The sequence below is a fragment of the Paenarthrobacter sp. NPDC018779 genome, assembly GCF_044391085.1.
Classification (GTDB): Bacteria; Actinomycetota; Actinomycetes; order Actinomycetales; family Micrococcaceae; genus Arthrobacter.
The window spans coordinates 1-14,368 of sequence record NZ_JBIRZS010000001.1; the positions used below are offsets into that span (position 1 = coordinate 1).

Consider the following 14,368-nt stretch of genomic DNA (forward strand, 5'->3'; position numbering starts at 1 on the left):
CACTCCGCGGTCTCTTCCGGATCACGATCAGGCAACTGGGCAGTCAACCCACTAAGGATGTGTGAGGTCTCTTCTCCTGCAGCCACGTCCAACCTTCCTTTAGGCGCATCCATCGGCGCCTCAGGTCCGGCAGGGTAACTGCCCGTCGTGAACGCGTCGTGTGCGACATCTCGGTTTCAAACAGCCCGGTCCGATGCGCCGGGCAGGTCTTGTGAGCGCATGGCTGCCCGATGGAATCCCTCGGGGCGATCGCCCTGCAGCCAATGCACTCATGGCCACTCTAGCTTTGACGGCGCTGGTATGCGTAGCCGCGGGCCCGGACGGGCGTTGTATGTCACACCCCGGCGCGTTCCGTGACGGATGCCACGCGATTGTCACAGCTTCGAAACACGCCGGGTGGTGCGGAATATGGTGGATCGCAGGGACAATGGCTTGAAGCACGCGCCCAAAGGGTGTTGGCTGTTAGTAATGGAAGTCACTTCAAAAGGAGGAAACGTGAGCGAGGCCGACGCCGCCACATCGGTAAATGTGGCGGAAAGATTGGGTTTCAAAGATGGGGATCTGATTCAGGAACGCGGCTACGACGACGACGTCGATTTCGACTTGCGTGACGACATTGAAGATGTCACGGGTTCAGAGCTGCTGGATGAAGACGACCACGACGTCGTCGACGCCGTGATTTATTGGTGGCGCGACGGCGACGGAGACCTGGTTGATGCGCTGATGGATTCGCTCACAACCCTCAAGGAAGGCGGCGTGGTGTGGGTGCTGACACCCAAGTCAGGCCGCGAGAACTACGTTTCACCTGCTGACATCCAGGATGCAGCCCCTACGTCCGGTTTGCACTTGACCACGTCGGCCGGGGTTTCCAAGGACTGGAGCGCCACCCGCCTGGTGGCAAAGAAGAACAAGTGACGGAAGTCCAGGAATCTTCCGCCCTCTCGGTAGTCCCCGAGGTTGGCCTGCCTGCCCCGGACTTCGAGTTGTCCAACCAGTACGGTGAGCCGATCCGGCTTTCGGATTTCAGGGGCCGCAACGTAGTGGTGGTGTTTTACCCCTTCGCTTTCTCCGGCATATGCACAGGCGAGCTCTGCGAAATCCGCGACAACATTGGGTCCTTCGAGGATTCCGATGCGACGGTGCTGGCTGTTTCCGTAGACAGCAAATTCGCGTTGCGGGCCTACGCCGAGAAGGAAGGCTACGGATTCGATCTGCTGGCAGACTTCTGGCCTCACGGCGCCGTTGCCCGGAAGTATGGGGTTTTCGATGCGCAGAGCGGAATGGCACTGAGGGGCACGTTCATCATCGATACCGAGGGAATCGTGCGCTACGTGGTGGTTAATCCGCGTGGCCAGGCGCGGGATCTCTCGGAATACCGCGCAGCCCTGTCGGCGCTTTCGAGGACATAGCGTGGCCAGCGCACGGCCGGGGGTGGGCATGACAGGCTTTGCCAGCATGCCGCCGGTATCCGCCGATGCCCTGGCCCCTGACGAGGTGGCTGCCCTGAAGGATGCCTCCTTGGTCCTTGCCGGCAGGCGGCTGGCCATGCTCACCGGCGCCGGACTCAGTACCGACTCCGGCATTCCTGATTACCGTGGTCCGGGCTCGGCTCCGAGGAAGCCCATGACCTACCAGGAGTTCATTGCCAGTGTGGAAAACCGCCGCCGGTACTGGGCCAGGAACCATCTCGGATGGTCGCATCTGCGGCACGCGGATCCGAACGCGGGCCATGCCGCAGTCGCATTGATGGAGCAACGCGGTCTTTTGACCGGCCTCATAACCCAGAACGTTGACAGGCTCCACGAGGACGCGGGAAGCGTGAATGTAGTGGACCTCCATGGGCGGTTCGACCAAGTCATCTGCCTCGACCACGCACACACGTTTTCCCGGAAGCTGCTGGCGGCCATCCTTGAGGAACTCAATCCCGGTTTCGTGGAGGCTGCCCTCGAGGCCGGTGTAGTGGAGATGGCCCCTGACGCCGACGCAACCATCGAGGATCCGGAATTGATCACGTCCTTCGTGGTGGCAGTGTGTCCCGTATGCGGTGGAACCCTGAAGCCCGATTTCGTCTACTTCGGTGAGAACGTCCCCAAGGACAGGGTGGATCGGGCCTACGCCATGGTGGACAGCGCGGACGCCTTGCTCGTTGCCGGGTCGTCATTGACCGTGATGAGTGGACTGAGGTTCGTCCGGCACGCGTCCAAAGCGGGCAAGCCGGTGGTGATCATCAACAGGGGAACCACCCGTGGAGACGGGTTGGCAACGCTCAAGCTTGATCTCGGCGTCAGCGGTGCCCTGGAGTACTTGTCCCGTGATTTGCCTGATCTGCAGGACCCAGGGAGCACGATTGGTGTTTCCACCGGATGATCAGGTAGAGTCATTGTTCGTTGGTTGGGGCGGCAAGGAAAGAAAGCCGCCGGAACCAAGGTAAGGGTCTTTAGCTCAGCTGGTAGAGCGCCACGTTTACACCGTGGATGTCATCGGTTCGATCCCGGTAGGACCCACCGAACAACCCCGTCGTTCCACACTGAACAGTGTGAAATGGCGGGGTTCTTTTGTTGTCGTCCGTCTTTGCCGCCCTGTGCTGGTGAGGAAGTCTGTCCCCGTAAAATGTCAGGGCCTCCCCTTAGTGTTCCCTTCCATGGAGCACGTCTTTATTCGTAACAACCCCGACGGCACCCCGGCTGCGGTGGTCAGGGGTGCCAGGGAATGGCAGATAGCGGTTGATCCCGTGAGGTGGTTTGAGAGGGTTCCGTGGTGGGAGAGCGCTCGACGGATGCCGAGGGGGCAAGGGCGCGTGGATGTCGAAGTGTGGCAGGTCCAGGTTCGGCTGGGAAGCAACGCCAAGTCGATGCTCGCCACTTGGGAGCTGGTGAGGGACGGCGCCGGTGGGGGATGGTGCCTGAGGGGCGGGGAACTGGCCGTCGCCTGATCTTCCCGGGAAATGGATGAGCTCTCCACCGCGACTATTGGGGGATGCCGCGGTGGAGAGCTCGAAGATGAATATACATTGAACTTTTGGGTTTGGAAAGCTGCCTAATGGCAGCTCCGTCTCTGTGTCGGGAGCCGCCTGCCGCCGCCAGGATCGGCTACCTCCTGTTGCCACTATGATGGGAATTGTTCAGCAGACTGGACAGCCGGTTGAGATCGACAAAGGAGAATCATGGCCGATTCCCGTACCACCCGCCCAGATGGGCTGGGTTCTTCTTCCCCGGCGCCGGCGGTAACCCGCGCGGCAGCAGTACTGGAGGCCCTGGCGGAGTCGCCGTCGGGGCGCCTGACGCTCAGCGACTTGTCCCGGGAGCTTGGCATCCCCAAGTCGTCTACATCCAACCTTCTGCTAGCGCTCGAGGAGGCCCGGCTGATCACCCGACAGGGTGCCGACTTCGCGTTGGGACGCAAGCTCGTGGAGTTGGGTGCCGCCTATCTCAGCCGCCTTGATGAGGTGCAGGAGTTCTACAAGTACTGCGAGCAGGCACCAACCCTTTCGGGCGAAACGGTCCGGGTTGCCATGCTTGATGGAGACCACGTTATTTACCTGGCACGTTATGAAGGGCACCCTGCCGTTCGATTGACCTCGAACATTGGCGACAAGATGCCCGTTTCCCTGTGCGGGGTTGGCAAGGCACTCATCGCCCAATTGCACGATCACGACATTGAAGCGATGTTCCCCGATGGCTCGGAGCTCCCGGTCATGACGGCGAACTCGCTGCGTACAGCCGAAGAACTCAAAGCCCAGATCTCCACCATCCGTCAACAGGGCTTTGCCTTCGAGGATGAAGAGTCCACCGTTGGGGTCGTCTGCCTGGCCGTGCCCGTGCCCACCCATGGTGCGCACGGCCCAAGCCTCGGCCTTTCCGTCACGGCGCTGAAAGCCACCTATTCGGATGAGCAAGGTGCGCTCATGATTAAGGAACTCAAGGAGCTGGCGCGGTCACTGGGCAACCCCATGGGCTAGCCAGTCAAGCAACCTGCATTAAATCTGATTACAACCTTGGCATGTGATTCAACTCGCTGTACGCTGTTCAACATAGTGACCTTGGCGGTTGATGCCATCACTATCTCGCCGGGCCAACGGGGGCCTGGCGCGATGTTGAGGGAGTGCTTGTGATTACTCGAACCAATGCAAAGCTCGCAGCAGAAGCTGACGACGCTGTTGTTGAACCGGAGCAGCTTCGCAGGGCGACGCTGGCCAGTTCCGTAGGCTCCGCCCTGGAGTACTACGACTTCTACATTTATGGCCTGGCTTCTGCTCTGATCTTCGGGCCGCTGTTCTTTTCTCCGCTGGGACCTGACGGGGCATTGATTGCGTCCTTTGCCACCTACGGCGTCGGGTTTGCAGCCCGTCCGTTTGGTGGCTTGTTCTTTGGCTACATTGGGGACCGCTTCGGCCGGAAGATGGTCCTCATCCTGACCATCGCCCTGATGGGCACGGCGAGCTTCGCCATCGGCCTCCTGCCCACGTTCGAGCAGGCCGGAATGCTCGGGGCGGTCCTCCTGGTCACGTTGCGGATCATCCAGGGACTGGGCGCGGGTGCTGAACAGGCTGGTGCCACCACGCTCATCTCGGAAGTCGCGCCGCGCCGCCGTCGTGGTTTCTTTGCTTCTTTGCCTTTCGTCGGAATCCAGTTGGGTACCCTGCTCGGCGCGGGAACTTTTGCCCTCATTGCCATGGCAGACAAGTCGGTGTTGCAAGGTTGGCTGTGGCGCGTACCGTTCCTCGCCAGCTTCATCCTCATTGCTGTTGCGGTCTTCATCCGTCTGAAGTTGAAGGAGACTCCTGCATTCCAGGAACTCGAGAAGCACAAGAATGTGGTCAAGAATCCCATCGGTGCCCTGTGGAAGCACTCCAAGAAGAACGTCCTGGTGGGTATCGGGCTACGGATGGGAGAGAACGGAAACTCTTCGATCTACTCTGCATTGCTTGTCTCGTTCATGAGCATGCCGGCCGGGGTCTTCGCCGGCAACAACTCCATCGGGCCCGTTGGCCTGCTCATTGCCGCGGGCTTCGCGGCGATCCTGGTGGTAACTTTCGGTGCCTTGTCGGACCGCTTCGGCCGGGTCCCGGTTTACCGCTACGGAGCCCTGTTCCAGGCCATCATTGCCGTTCCTGCCTTTTACCTTGTCACCCTTGGCAACGTCACCTTGGTGTGGGTGGTCATGGCAGTCGGTATTGCCATCGGCGTCCAGTCGATGCTCGGTCCCCAGTGCCCGCTGCTTCCCGAACTCTTCGGATCCCAGTACCGCTTCACGGGTGTTGCCATGAGCCGCGAGATCTCGGCAGTCATTGCGGGTGGTGTGGCTCCACTGCTGGGCGCCGTTCTGCTTGCGGCAACCAATCATTCGTGGCTGGTCCTCGCTGTGTATTCGTTGGTCCTTGCCCTGATTTCCTTCATCACCACGTTCTTCACGCCGGAAACGGTTGGCCGTGACCTGGTCAGCACGGAGGACGCCAAGTAGCAGCCGAAGCAGCGCAAAAGGCCCCCGCTCCCATGAGGGAGCGGGGGCCTTTTGGCGGCCGTGGCGGCTTAGTAGAAGTGCACCGGGTCCACGAGGTGCGGCAGTTCGCCACCGTCGATGAACGTGCGCAGGTTGCTGCAGAAGCGCTCGGCGATGAGCCGGTTCTCCGCCGTGCTGAGCGCCGAGGTGTGCGGGGAGACGAGGACCTTCGGGTGGTTCCAGAGCGGGCTGTCCTGTGGGAGCGGCTCGACGGCGAAAACGTCCAGGCACGCGTAGGAGACCTGCCCGTTGTTGAGGGCTTCGAGGAGCGCATCCTCGTCCACCACGGTGCCGCGGCCGACGTTGACGAAGACAGCGCCAGGCTTCATGGCCGAGAAAATCTCCGTGCTGAACAGCTTTTCCGTGTACGGGGTGCCGGGCAGCGTGTTCACCACGGCGTCGGCGTCGGCCACAAGTCCGGCGAGGCCGTCGTTGGTGGTTACTTGGTCGATGCCCTCAATGGCTTCGACGTTGCGCTTGGTGCCGCTGACCCGCATGCCCAGGGCCCGGGAGATGCGGGCTGTTTCCATGCCGATCTCGCCGAGGCCCGCGATGACCACCTTGGAACCGTTGGCAAGCTTGGTGGGCGTGCGCAGGGCCGGCCACACCTTGGCTGCCTGGTCCTGTGCCATCTCGGCGCTGCGCTTGAAGCCGTTGAGGATACCGAAGGCGGAGAACTCTGCGAGGGGCAGCGCGTGCACGCCGGCGGAGGTGGTGACGTGGAACTTGCGGAGCGTTTCGGTGTCGAGTCCAGAGGCTTTGACGGCTCCACCGGCGCCTGCTGCCATGGCATGGATCCACTGCAGGTGAGGGTTGCTTTGGGCAATCCGGGCCAGGCCGGCGGGGCTTTCGTTGGGGAAGCCGTAGAGGACCTGTGCTTTGTTGAGCATGGCCCAGTAGCGTTCCTCCTGCTCAGGGGTGCGCTTGAAGTCCGGGTCGCCGGCGTGGTCGGCGGGGAAACGTTCCGGCGGCAGCAGGTCCGGCTCGTAGAGAACCGTCACGGAAGGGTCTACGGCGCGGATCTGCTCTACGTACTCAGCCTCGAGGGGTACAGCGATCGCGATGGTAAGTTCATCAGTCGTCATGGTGTTCATCATACTGAATGGAGGCTAGGATATTGAACAGAGTTCCATCATTTGGGCACATCAACAGGCACCGGTGCCTGTTGCACGAGGAAGTGAGGATCGGCTCCATGACGAGCAAGAGCGTGGGATTTGTAGGTTTGGGTCTCATGGGTGGCCCCATGGCCACCAACATCGCCGCGGCCGGCTGGGACGTGACCGCCTGGAACCGCTCGAGCGCAGCGTTCGACGATCTGGATGGCGTCGCCCGCGCAGGAAGCGTCGCCGATCTGCGGGACCAGCCCACCGTGATCTTCATGCTCCCCGACTTGCCCTTCATTGAGGCGGCCGCCTCCGGCCTGCTCGACTCCTGGCGGGCGGCGCCACCCAAGCCGGGGACCGCCGTCGTCGTCATGAGCAGCGTCTCCCCAACGGAAGTGCAGCGCTTTGGCGAAACCGTGGAAGTTGCCAGCGGCGGCAATGCCGTGGTGGTCGACGCCCCCGTCAGCGGTGGCACGGTGGGTGCCCGCAACGCAACCCTCGCCATCATGGTGGGCGCCTCCGAGGCTGCTTTCCAACGGCTCGAGCCGCTCTTCGCCACCATGGGCACCACCGTTCGACGGATGGGCCCCCTGGGGTCTGGCTCGCTCGCCAAGGCGTGCAACCAGCTGATCGTCGGAAGCACGACGGCGGCACTTGCCGAGGCGGCGGAACTCGCCGAACGTTCGGGCATGGATGTGGCCGCACTCTTTGACGTGTTGTCTGGAGGCCTGGCGGGCAGCCGTGTCCTGGAGGTCGTGGGCCCCCGGCTCGCGGCCAAGGACTACACGCCCACCGGCCCGGCAAAGTTCATGCACAAGGACCTAGGATTCCTGCTGGACAGTGCCAGGGCAGCAGGCTCCGCGGTTCCCATGGCCACGGCAGCGATTGAACTTTACGCCGAACTGAAGCGGCAGGGCCTGGGAGACCAGGACCTCGCCGTCGTGCGGCAGGCAATAGCCAACCTGGGCGTGGCATCTCCCGCGTCGCAGGTCTCCAACTAAACCGCCACCAACCAAGAAGGAAAACAAAGAACCATGAGTGGACTATTCGACCTGACCGGGCGCGTCGCGCTGGTCACGGGCTCGAGCCGCGGGATCGGCAACGCGCTGGCCCGTGGCCTGGCAGATGCCGGGGCGACGGTGGTGCTCAACGGCATCAGCACAGAGCGGCTGGAATCCGCGCACCAGGCCATGGCCGCTGATTACCCGGAAGGGCGCGTACACAGCCGTGCGTTCGACGTCACCGATGCCGCGTCCGCCGCCGAAGGCGTGGAGTGGATCGAAAAGAACGTCGGCCCCCTGGACATCCTGGTGAACAACGCCGGAATCCAGCACCGCGTCCCCATGCTGGACCTGGACGTCAAGGACTGGGAGCGGGTCATCACCACGGACCTCACCAGCGCCTTCCTGGTGGGCCGCGAGGCTGCCCGCCACATGATTCCCCGCGGCCAGGGCAAGATCATCAACATTTGTTCCGTCCAGACGGACCTTGCCCGTCCCACCATTGCACCGTACGTCGCTGCCAAGGGTGGCTTGCGGAACCTCACCCGTGCCATGACGGCTGAATGGGCGGCTTCCGGTCTCCAGATCAACGGCATCGCCCCGGGGTACATCCACACGGAAATGACGCAGAACCTGGTTGACGATTCCGACTTCAACTCCTGGATCCTCGGCCGCACGCCGGCCAACCGCTGGGGTACGGTTGCCGACCTGGCAGGCCCCACGGTATGGCTCGCCTCGCAGGCTTCGAACTTCGTCAACGGCCAAACCATCTTCGTCGATGGCGGAATGACGGTGGTGGTCTGATGGGCATCGCACTTCCTTCCTCCGGACCGGCGGTGGTTGCCCACGGCAAGGGCGACCTCCGCATCGAAGACATCCCCCTGGCGACTCCGGCGGCCGACGAGTCGATCGTGGAGATCGCCTACGGCGGCATTTGCGGCTCGGACCTCCACTACTGGTTGCACGGGGCAGCCGGTGAATCCATCCTCAAGGCACCCATGGTGCTGGGACACGAAATCGTTGGCGTGGTGGTGCAGCAGGCCGCAGACGGAAGCGGACCGGGCGTCGGCACGCCTGTGGCTGTCCACCCTGCCACTCCGGCGCCGGGAGAGGTCAGGTACCCCGAGGACCGGCCCAACCTCTCCCCGGGATGCACCTACCTGGGGAGTGCGGCGCGTTACCCCCACACTGACGGTGCCTTCAGCCGCTACGCCAACCTTCCCTCCCGCATGCTGCGCGAACTGCCGGCGTCGCTGGACCTGCGGACTGCCGCCCTGGTGGAGCCGGCGAGCGTCGCCTGGCACGCCGTCGCCCGCGCCGGTGATGTGGCGGGCAAGAGCGCCCTGGTGATCGGCAGCGGCCCGATCGGTGCCTTGACGGTCGCCGTCCTGAAGCGGGCAGGAGCGTCCCGGATTGTCGCCGTCGACATGCATGACAAGCCACTGGAAATCGCCCGGGCCGTGGGCGCCGATGACGTCCTGAAGGGTGACGACGCCGAGGCGATCGCGGCAGTGGACGCGGACATCGTCATTGAGTCCTCGGGCAGCCATTTCGGTCTCGCGTCGGCCATCAAGGGTGCCACCCGCGGCGGCAAGGTGGTCATGGTGGGTCTTCTGCCGTCCGGCCCGCAGCCCGTGTTCATTTCGCTGGCCATCACCCGCGAACTGGAATTGCTCGGCTCGTTCCGCTTCAACGACGAAATCGACCAGGTCATCGCCGCGTTGGCTGACGGTTCGTTGTCAGTGGACCCGGTCGTCACGCATGAATTCGACCTCGCGCACGGACTGGAAGCGTTCGAAGTGGCCAGGAACTCCGCCGAATCCGGCAAGGTCCTCCTGAACTTCCAGGACTAGTTCCGGGCTACCGGCACAAAAACGCGGGGCTGGCCGTCCCAGCTGGGGGCCAGCTCCGCGATGGTCTGCTTCATGATCCTGCCGGAGGCTTCACGGGCGCGGGGGCCGTCGCCGTCGTGGATCGCATGGGCGACGTCGATGTGCCACTGCAGTGCTTGCTGCTGTGGGTGCTCCGGCATCAAACCGTGCACTGTCCGGCCCGTCAAGGTCTCCGTTACCTGGCCGATCAGGTTGGCGAACATCTCGTTGCCGGATCCGGAAAGGACCAGGGCGTGGAACCGGATATCCAGTTCCAGGAACGTGGCCATGTCTCCGGCATCGCCCGACTTCTTCATGGCCAGGGAGATGTCCACGAGTTCCTGCCTGAGGCTTGACGGTGCGTTGCCGGCGGCAAGTTCCGCGGCCACGGGCTCGACGGCGGAACGCAACTCCGCGAGCGACCTCAACTGCGCGCCGCGTCCTTCGCCGGCGAGGCGCCAGCGGATCACCAACGGGTCGAAAGGGTTCCAGCGGTGGGCTGGCAGGACCCGGATGCCTACGCGCTTGATGGTCTCGACGAGGCCGAGGGATTGGAGTACCCGGACGGCCTCGCGCACTACCGAGCGCGATACGTTCAGTTCGTCTTCCAAGTGTTCCGCCAGCATGACGTGCCCTGTTGGCAGGGTGCCGCCGACGATCCGGGTACCCAGGTGCTCGACGGCGCGGTGGTGGAGGCTGGATGACATAGAGGTAAGCATAGTGGCGGGCGAAGGTCCTTCGCGCGCACCGTGCGTGGGTGGCGGCCGGGATCCGATGCCCGGACGGAACGGCGCAACCTAGACTGTTTATGACGCGGCAGTGTCCCACAACGTGGGCGATGCTTCCGGCCCACGGCTTAAATACGTATGGTTTATTACAGCCCCTGTTTATCAAAATCGCTTCCTGCATGCCCGCAGGACTGAATGCACACGATCGAATTGGAGTTTTGATGTCAGCACACATCGGTGTCACCGGCCTAGCGGTGATGGGCGCCAACCTGGCCCGTAACCTTGCCCGCAACGGCTTCACTGTGGCACTTCACAACCGCTCCGTGGAAAAGACCGACGCCCTGCTGGAGAAGCACGGCTCCGAAGGCGACTTCATCCGCACGGAAACGCTGCAGGAACTCGTCGACTCGCTGGAGAAGCCCCGCCGCGTCCTGATCATGGTCAAGGCCGGCGCTCCGGTGGACAACGTGATCGAGCAGCTTGAGCCTTTGCTCGAAGCCGGGGACATCATCATCGACGCCGGTAACTCGCACTACGAGGACACCCGCCGCCGCGAAGCTGCCCTGGCCAAGAAGGACCTGCACTTTGTGGGTGTTGGCGTCTCCGGTGGTGAAGAGGGTGCGCTGAACGGCCCGTCCATCATGCCTGGTGGTTCCCGCGAGTCCTACGACGCTCTCGGCCCGCTGCTGGAGAAGATCTCCGCCAAGGTGGACGGCGAACCCTGCTGCGCCTGGGTTGGTACCGACGGTGCCGGACACTTCGTGAAGATGGTCCACAACGGCATCGAATACGCCGACATGCAGGTCATCGGTGAAGCGTTCGACCTCCTCCGCTCCGGTGCGGGCATCGAGCCGGCCGAGCAGTCCAAGATCTTCGCTGAGTGGAACAAGGGCGATCTGTCCTCCTTCCTGATCGAAATCTCCGCCGAGGTCCTGGGCCACGTCGATGCCAAGACCGGCAAGCCGTTCGTGGACGTCGTGGTGGACGCTGCCGGCCAGAAGGGCACCGGCCGCTGGACGGTCATCTCCGCCCTTGAGCTTGGTTCGCCGGTTTCGGGCATTGCCGAGTCCGTGTTCGCCCGTGCCCTGTCTTCCCAGGCAGAACAGCGCAAGCTGGGCCAGGAACTGCTCGCCGGTGAGGAAGCCGCCGTCGAAATTCCCGAGACGTTCGTTGAGGACGTCCGCCAGGCGCTGTACGCCTCCAAGCTGGTCTCCTACGCCCAGGGCCTGGACATGCTGACTTCGGCCGCCAAGGAATACGGCTGGGACCTCAAGCTGGACGAGATCGCTTCCCTGTGGCGTGCAGGCTGCATCATCCGTGCAGAACTGCTCAAGGACATCACCAAGGCCTACGCAGCGAAAGAGAAGCCGGCCAACCTGCTCTTCGCTCCGGCGTTCACCAAGGCAATCGCCGAGGTTCTTCCGGCCTGGCGCCGCGTGGTGGCCACCGCTGTCCAGTTGGGCATTCCGGTACCGGTGTTCTCCTCCTCGCTCGCGTACTACGACGGCCTGCGCCGCAAGCGCGTCGCCGCTGCCCTGATCCAGGGCCAGCGCGACCTCTTCGGCGCACACACCTACGGCCGCGTTGACGCCGAAGGCACGTTCCACACCCTGTGGGGCGAAGACAAGTCCGAAATCTCTGCAGTCGACACTCACTGATTGCTTGAATCCGCAAAGGCCGGTTCTTCCCTTATACGCTGGGAAGAGCCGGCCTTTGCCGTGCCTGGAGCCTTGAGGAGCCCGCACCATGACTGAACGGACCGCCCTTGTCACCGGTGCCTCCACTGGAATCGGCTACGCGGCTGCCTTGGCCCTGCGCTCGGCGGGCTTCGCGGTGTATGCAGGAGCCCGGCGAGTGGAGAAAATGGAGCCGCTAAAGGCCCGGGGTATCCACGTCCTGTCCCTGGACGTCACGGACGACGCATCGATGATGGCCGCGGTCCGCCACGTGGAGAATGCCCAAGGACAGGTGGACGTCCTGGTCAACAATGCGGGTTACGGCAGCTATGGTTCGCTCGAAGAAGTCCCGCTGTCCGAGGGCCGCCGCCAGTTCGAGGTCAACGTGCTGGGGCTTGCCCGGATGACGCAACTGGTCCTCCCGCGGATGCGGCAGGCAGGGGCCGGCCGGATCATCAATATCTCCTCCATCGGCGGGAAAATCTTCGAACCGCTGGGCGCCTGGTATCACGGGACCAAGTTCGCCGTGGAGGGCCTGAGCGATTCATTGCGCCTGGAACTCAAACCGCACGGTATTGATGTGGTGATCATCGAACCGTCCGGAACGGACACGGAATGGGGAACCATCGCCGGGGAAGGCCTCATGCTGGCTTCCGGCAGTGGCCCGTACAAGGACCAGGCGCACGTCATGGCTGCTGCGCTGGCGTCCACTTCGGGGCAGGTGCTGTCCACGCCGCCGCACGTTGTGGCCAGGGCCGTCGCCAGGGCGGCAACGGCAAAACGCCCCAGGACCCGATACCCGGTGGGCAGGGGAGCCTGGAGCGTCCTGGCGTTGCGAAGGATACTCCCGGACCGTGCATTCGACACGGTGCTGTGGAATTCCTATCAGAGGTTTGTCCGCTAGATCCGGTACTCGATGTAGTACTCAGCCGGGTCGACGGCGGGCTTGGTTTCGGACTTGGCGTCGCGGTGCCGCCACGTGGCCGGAACGCCGGTGATGATGGACTCCGGCGGGGCGTTCTTGACCACCACTGCGTTGGCACCCACGGCGCTGTCCGCGCCGATGGTGATGGGTCCGAGCACCTTGGCGCCTGCGCCGATGGTCACGCGGTCGCCGATGGTGGGGTGGCGCTTGACCTTGGCCAGGGACCGTCCGCCAAGGGTCACTCCGTGGTAGATCATCACGTCGTCGCCGATTTCAGAGGTCTCGCCGATCACCACTCCCATGCCGTGGTCAATGAAGAAGCGGCGGCCGATGGTCGCTCCGGGGTGGATCTCGATACCCGTGAGGAAGCGTGCAAGCTGCGAAATCAGGCGGGCCGGGAAGCGGAGGGCCGGGTTCTGCCACAGCTTGTGGGTCAAGCGGTGTGCCCAGATGGCGTGGAGGCCGGAATAGGCAAAAAAGTTCTCAAAAGAGCCTCGAGCCGCCGGGTCGTGTGACCGGGCGGCGTCGAGGTCTTCCTTAAGCCTTGCGAAGAAACTCACAAAGACCTTTCTACAGGAATGAATATTCGCGGGCGAAGAATCAGCCGCGGATATCGTCAAACAGGACCGTGGAGATGTAACGTTCGCCGAAGTCGCAGACCACGGCAACGATCAACTTGCCTGCGTTTTCCGGGCGCTTGGCCAGTTCCAGGGCACCCCAGACGATGGCGCCGGAGGAGATGCCGCCCAGGATGCCTTCGCGGGCACCGAGTTCGCGGGCAACGCGGACAGAGTCTTCCAGGGTGGCGTCGAGCACTTCGTCGTAGACGTTGGTGTCCAGGATTTCAGGGACGAAGTTGGCTCCGAGGCCCTGGATCTTGTGCGGACCGGGTGCGCCACCGTTGAGGATGGGGGAGTCCTTGGGCTCAACAGCCACGATCTGGACGCCGGGCTTGCGCTCCTTAAGGACCTGCCCGACGCCGGTGATGGTTCCGCCGGTGCCCACGCCGGAGACGAAGATGTCCACTTCGCCGTCGGTGTCGGCCCAGACTTCTTCGGCAGTGGTTTCGCGGTGGACCTGCGGGTTGGCCTCGTTGGCGAACTGGCGTGCCCAGATGGAGTTCTCGGTGTTGGCTACGATTTCCTGGGCCTTCTCCACGGCGCCACGCATGCCCTCGGAACCCGGGGTCAGCACGATCTCGGCGCCGTAGGCGCGGAGCATGACACGGCGTTCGGTGGACATGGTCTCCGGCATGGTCAGGATGACCTTGTAACCACGGGCCGCACCAACCAGGGCCAAAGCGATGCCGGTGTTGCCGGACGTACCTTCGACGATCGTTCCGCCAGGCTTCAGGGCGCCGGACTTTTCGGCGGCGTCGATGATGGCTACGCCGATGCGGTCCTTGACGCTGTTGGCCGGGTTGTAGAACTCAAGCTTGACTGCAACTGTTGCGCCAAGTCCTTCGGTAAGGCGGTTCAAGCGGACAAGCGGGGTGCGTCCAACCAACTGGGTGACGTCGTCGTAGATCCTTGCCATGAAATTTATGCCTATCTCTGAAGAGGGAA

General features: G+C 63.2%; 15 protein-coding genes and 1 tRNA gene. 12 read left to right on the forward strand and 4 right to left on the reverse strand.

Annotation, left to right across the window (positions count from 1 at the left end; translation table 11 throughout):
• Positions 1 to 495 precede the first annotated feature (495 nt).
• The 7 genes from ACH488_RS00005 (at position 496) to ACH488_RS00035 (ending at position 5,460) form a co-directional block, all read left to right on the forward strand.
• A complete protein-coding gene (locus tag ACH488_RS00005; RefSeq protein ID WP_397321510.1) occupies positions 496 to 915 on the forward strand; it encodes a DUF3052 domain-containing protein in 420 nt (139 codons plus the stop codon).
• Positions 912 to 1,409 (forward strand): peroxiredoxin, encoded by a 498-nt coding sequence (locus ACH488_RS00010; RefSeq protein ID WP_397321511.1) that lies wholly within the window; start codon positions 912 to 914, stop codon positions 1,407 to 1,409. The genes ACH488_RS00005 and ACH488_RS00010 overlap by 4 nt, the downstream gene beginning before the upstream one ends.
• 1 nt (position 1,410) lies before the next feature.
• Entirely contained in the window at positions 1,411 to 2,367 is a 957-nt protein-coding gene (locus ACH488_RS00015; RefSeq protein ID WP_397321512.1) for an NAD-dependent protein deacetylase, read from the forward strand.
• A 64-nt stretch (positions 2,368 to 2,431) separates the two neighbouring features.
• A tRNA-Val gene (locus tag ACH488_RS00020) sits at positions 2,432 to 2,504 on the forward strand.
• A 293-nt stretch (positions 2,505 to 2,797) separates the two neighbouring features.
• A complete protein-coding gene (locus tag ACH488_RS00025; protein WP_397321513.1) occupies positions 2,798 to 2,932 on the forward strand; it encodes a hypothetical protein in 135 nt (44 codons plus the stop codon).
• Positions 2,933 to 3,163: 231 nt separating this feature from the next.
• Positions 3,164 to 3,958, forward strand: coding sequence for an IclR family transcriptional regulator (locus ACH488_RS00030; RefSeq protein ID WP_397321514.1), 795 nt, complete (start codon positions 3,164 to 3,166; stop codon positions 3,956 to 3,958).
• Between the two features lie 143 nt (positions 3,959 to 4,101).
• Complete coding sequence (locus ACH488_RS00035) at positions 4,102 to 5,460, forward strand: MFS transporter (RefSeq protein WP_397321515.1); 1,359 nt, start codon at positions 4,102 to 4,104, stop codon at positions 5,458 to 5,460.
• 68 nt (positions 5,461 to 5,528) lie between these two features.
• Here ACH488_RS00035 and ACH488_RS00040 read toward each other — a convergent pair whose 3' ends face one another.
• On the reverse strand, positions 5,529 to 6,596 hold the full coding sequence (locus ACH488_RS00040; RefSeq protein ID WP_397321516.1) for a D-2-hydroxyacid dehydrogenase: 1,068 nt from the start codon (positions 6,594 to 6,596) through the stop codon (positions 5,529 to 5,531).
• A gap of 95 nt (positions 6,597 to 6,691) precedes the next feature.
• Here ACH488_RS00040 and ACH488_RS00045 point away from each other — a divergent pair, with 95 nt between their 5' ends.
• The 3 genes from ACH488_RS00045 to ACH488_RS00055 are packed head-to-tail and all read left to right on the forward strand — an operon-like array spanning position 6,692 to position 9,456.
• Entirely contained in the window at positions 6,692 to 7,603 is a 912-nt protein-coding gene (locus ACH488_RS00045; protein ID WP_397321517.1) for an NAD(P)-dependent oxidoreductase, read from the forward strand.
• Between the two features lie 33 nt (positions 7,604 to 7,636).
• On the forward strand, positions 7,637 to 8,407 hold the full coding sequence (locus tag ACH488_RS00050) for an SDR family oxidoreductase (RefSeq protein WP_397321518.1): 771 nt from the start codon (positions 7,637 to 7,639) through the stop codon (positions 8,405 to 8,407).
• Positions 8,407 to 9,456 (forward strand): L-idonate 5-dehydrogenase, encoded by a 1,050-nt coding sequence (locus tag ACH488_RS00055; RefSeq protein WP_397321519.1) that lies wholly within the window; start codon positions 8,407 to 8,409, stop codon positions 9,454 to 9,456. The genes ACH488_RS00050 and ACH488_RS00055 overlap by 1 nt, the downstream gene beginning before the upstream one ends.
• On the opposite strand, the gene ACH488_RS00060 is transcribed toward ACH488_RS00055, so the two are convergent.
• The gene (locus ACH488_RS00060; RefSeq protein ID WP_397321520.1) at positions 9,453 to 10,181 is read right to left on the reverse strand and encodes a FadR/GntR family transcriptional regulator; all 729 of its coding nucleotides are present in this window, start codon (positions 10,179 to 10,181) and stop codon (positions 9,453 to 9,455) included. The two genes, ACH488_RS00055 and ACH488_RS00060, sit on opposite strands and share 4 nt — an antisense overlap.
• Before the next feature lie 242 nt (positions 10,182 to 10,423).
• On the opposite strand from ACH488_RS00060, the gene gndA reads away from it, so the two are divergent.
• Together gndA and ACH488_RS00070 are read left to right on the forward strand one after the other, a co-directional pair.
• Complete coding sequence (gene gndA, locus ACH488_RS00065) at positions 10,424 to 11,860, forward strand: NADP-dependent phosphogluconate dehydrogenase (RefSeq protein ID WP_397321521.1); 1,437 nt, start codon at positions 10,424 to 10,426, stop codon at positions 11,858 to 11,860.
• Positions 11,861 to 11,948: 88 nt separating this feature from the next.
• Entirely contained in the window at positions 11,949 to 12,782 is an 834-nt protein-coding gene (locus ACH488_RS00070) for an oxidoreductase (RefSeq protein WP_397321522.1), read from the forward strand.
• On the opposite strand, the gene epsC is transcribed toward ACH488_RS00070, so the two are convergent.
• Together epsC and cysK are read right to left on the reverse strand one after the other, a co-directional pair.
• Positions 12,779 to 13,363: a serine O-acetyltransferase EpsC gene (gene epsC / locus ACH488_RS00075; protein WP_397321523.1), complete on the reverse strand. Its 585-nt coding sequence runs from the start codon at positions 13,361 to 13,363 to the stop codon at positions 12,779 to 12,781. The genes ACH488_RS00070 and epsC overlap by 4 nt on opposite strands.
• A 40-nt stretch (positions 13,364 to 13,403) precedes the next feature.
• Positions 13,404 to 14,339, reverse strand: coding sequence for a cysteine synthase A (cysK, locus tag ACH488_RS00080; protein WP_397321524.1), 936 nt, complete (start codon positions 14,337 to 14,339; stop codon positions 13,404 to 13,406).
• Positions 14,340 to 14,368: the final 29 nt, after the last annotated feature.

Coding starts and splice junctions, on each gene's coding strand:
- ACH488_RS00055 (WP_397321519.1), top strand. CDS start 8,407: ATGGGCATCGCACTTCCTTCCTCCGGACCGGCGGTGGTTGCCCACGGC.
- ACH488_RS00045 (WP_397321517.1), top strand. CDS start 6,692: ATGACGAGCAAGAGCGTGGGATTTGTAGGTTTGGGTCTCATGGGTGGC.
- ACH488_RS00060 (WP_397321520.1), bottom strand. CDS start 10,181: ATGTCATCCAGCCTCCACCACCGCGCCGTCGAGCACCTGGGTACCCGG.
- ACH488_RS00050 (WP_397321518.1), top strand. CDS start 7,637: ATGAGTGGACTATTCGACCTGACCGGGCGCGTCGCGCTGGTCACGGGC.
- ACH488_RS00030 (WP_397321514.1), top strand. CDS start 3,164: ATGGCCGATTCCCGTACCACCCGCCCAGATGGGCTGGGTTCTTCTTCC.
- ACH488_RS00070 (WP_397321522.1), top strand. CDS start 11,949: ATGACTGAACGGACCGCCCTTGTCACCGGTGCCTCCACTGGAATCGGC.
- gndA (WP_397321521.1), top strand. CDS start 10,424: ATGTCAGCACACATCGGTGTCACCGGCCTAGCGGTGATGGGCGCCAAC.
- ACH488_RS00040 (WP_397321516.1), bottom strand. CDS start 6,596: ATGATGAACACCATGACGACTGATGAACTTACCATCGCGATCGCTGTA.
- cysK (WP_397321524.1), bottom strand. CDS start 14,339: ATGGCAAGGATCTACGACGACGTCACCCAGTTGGTTGGACGCACCCCG.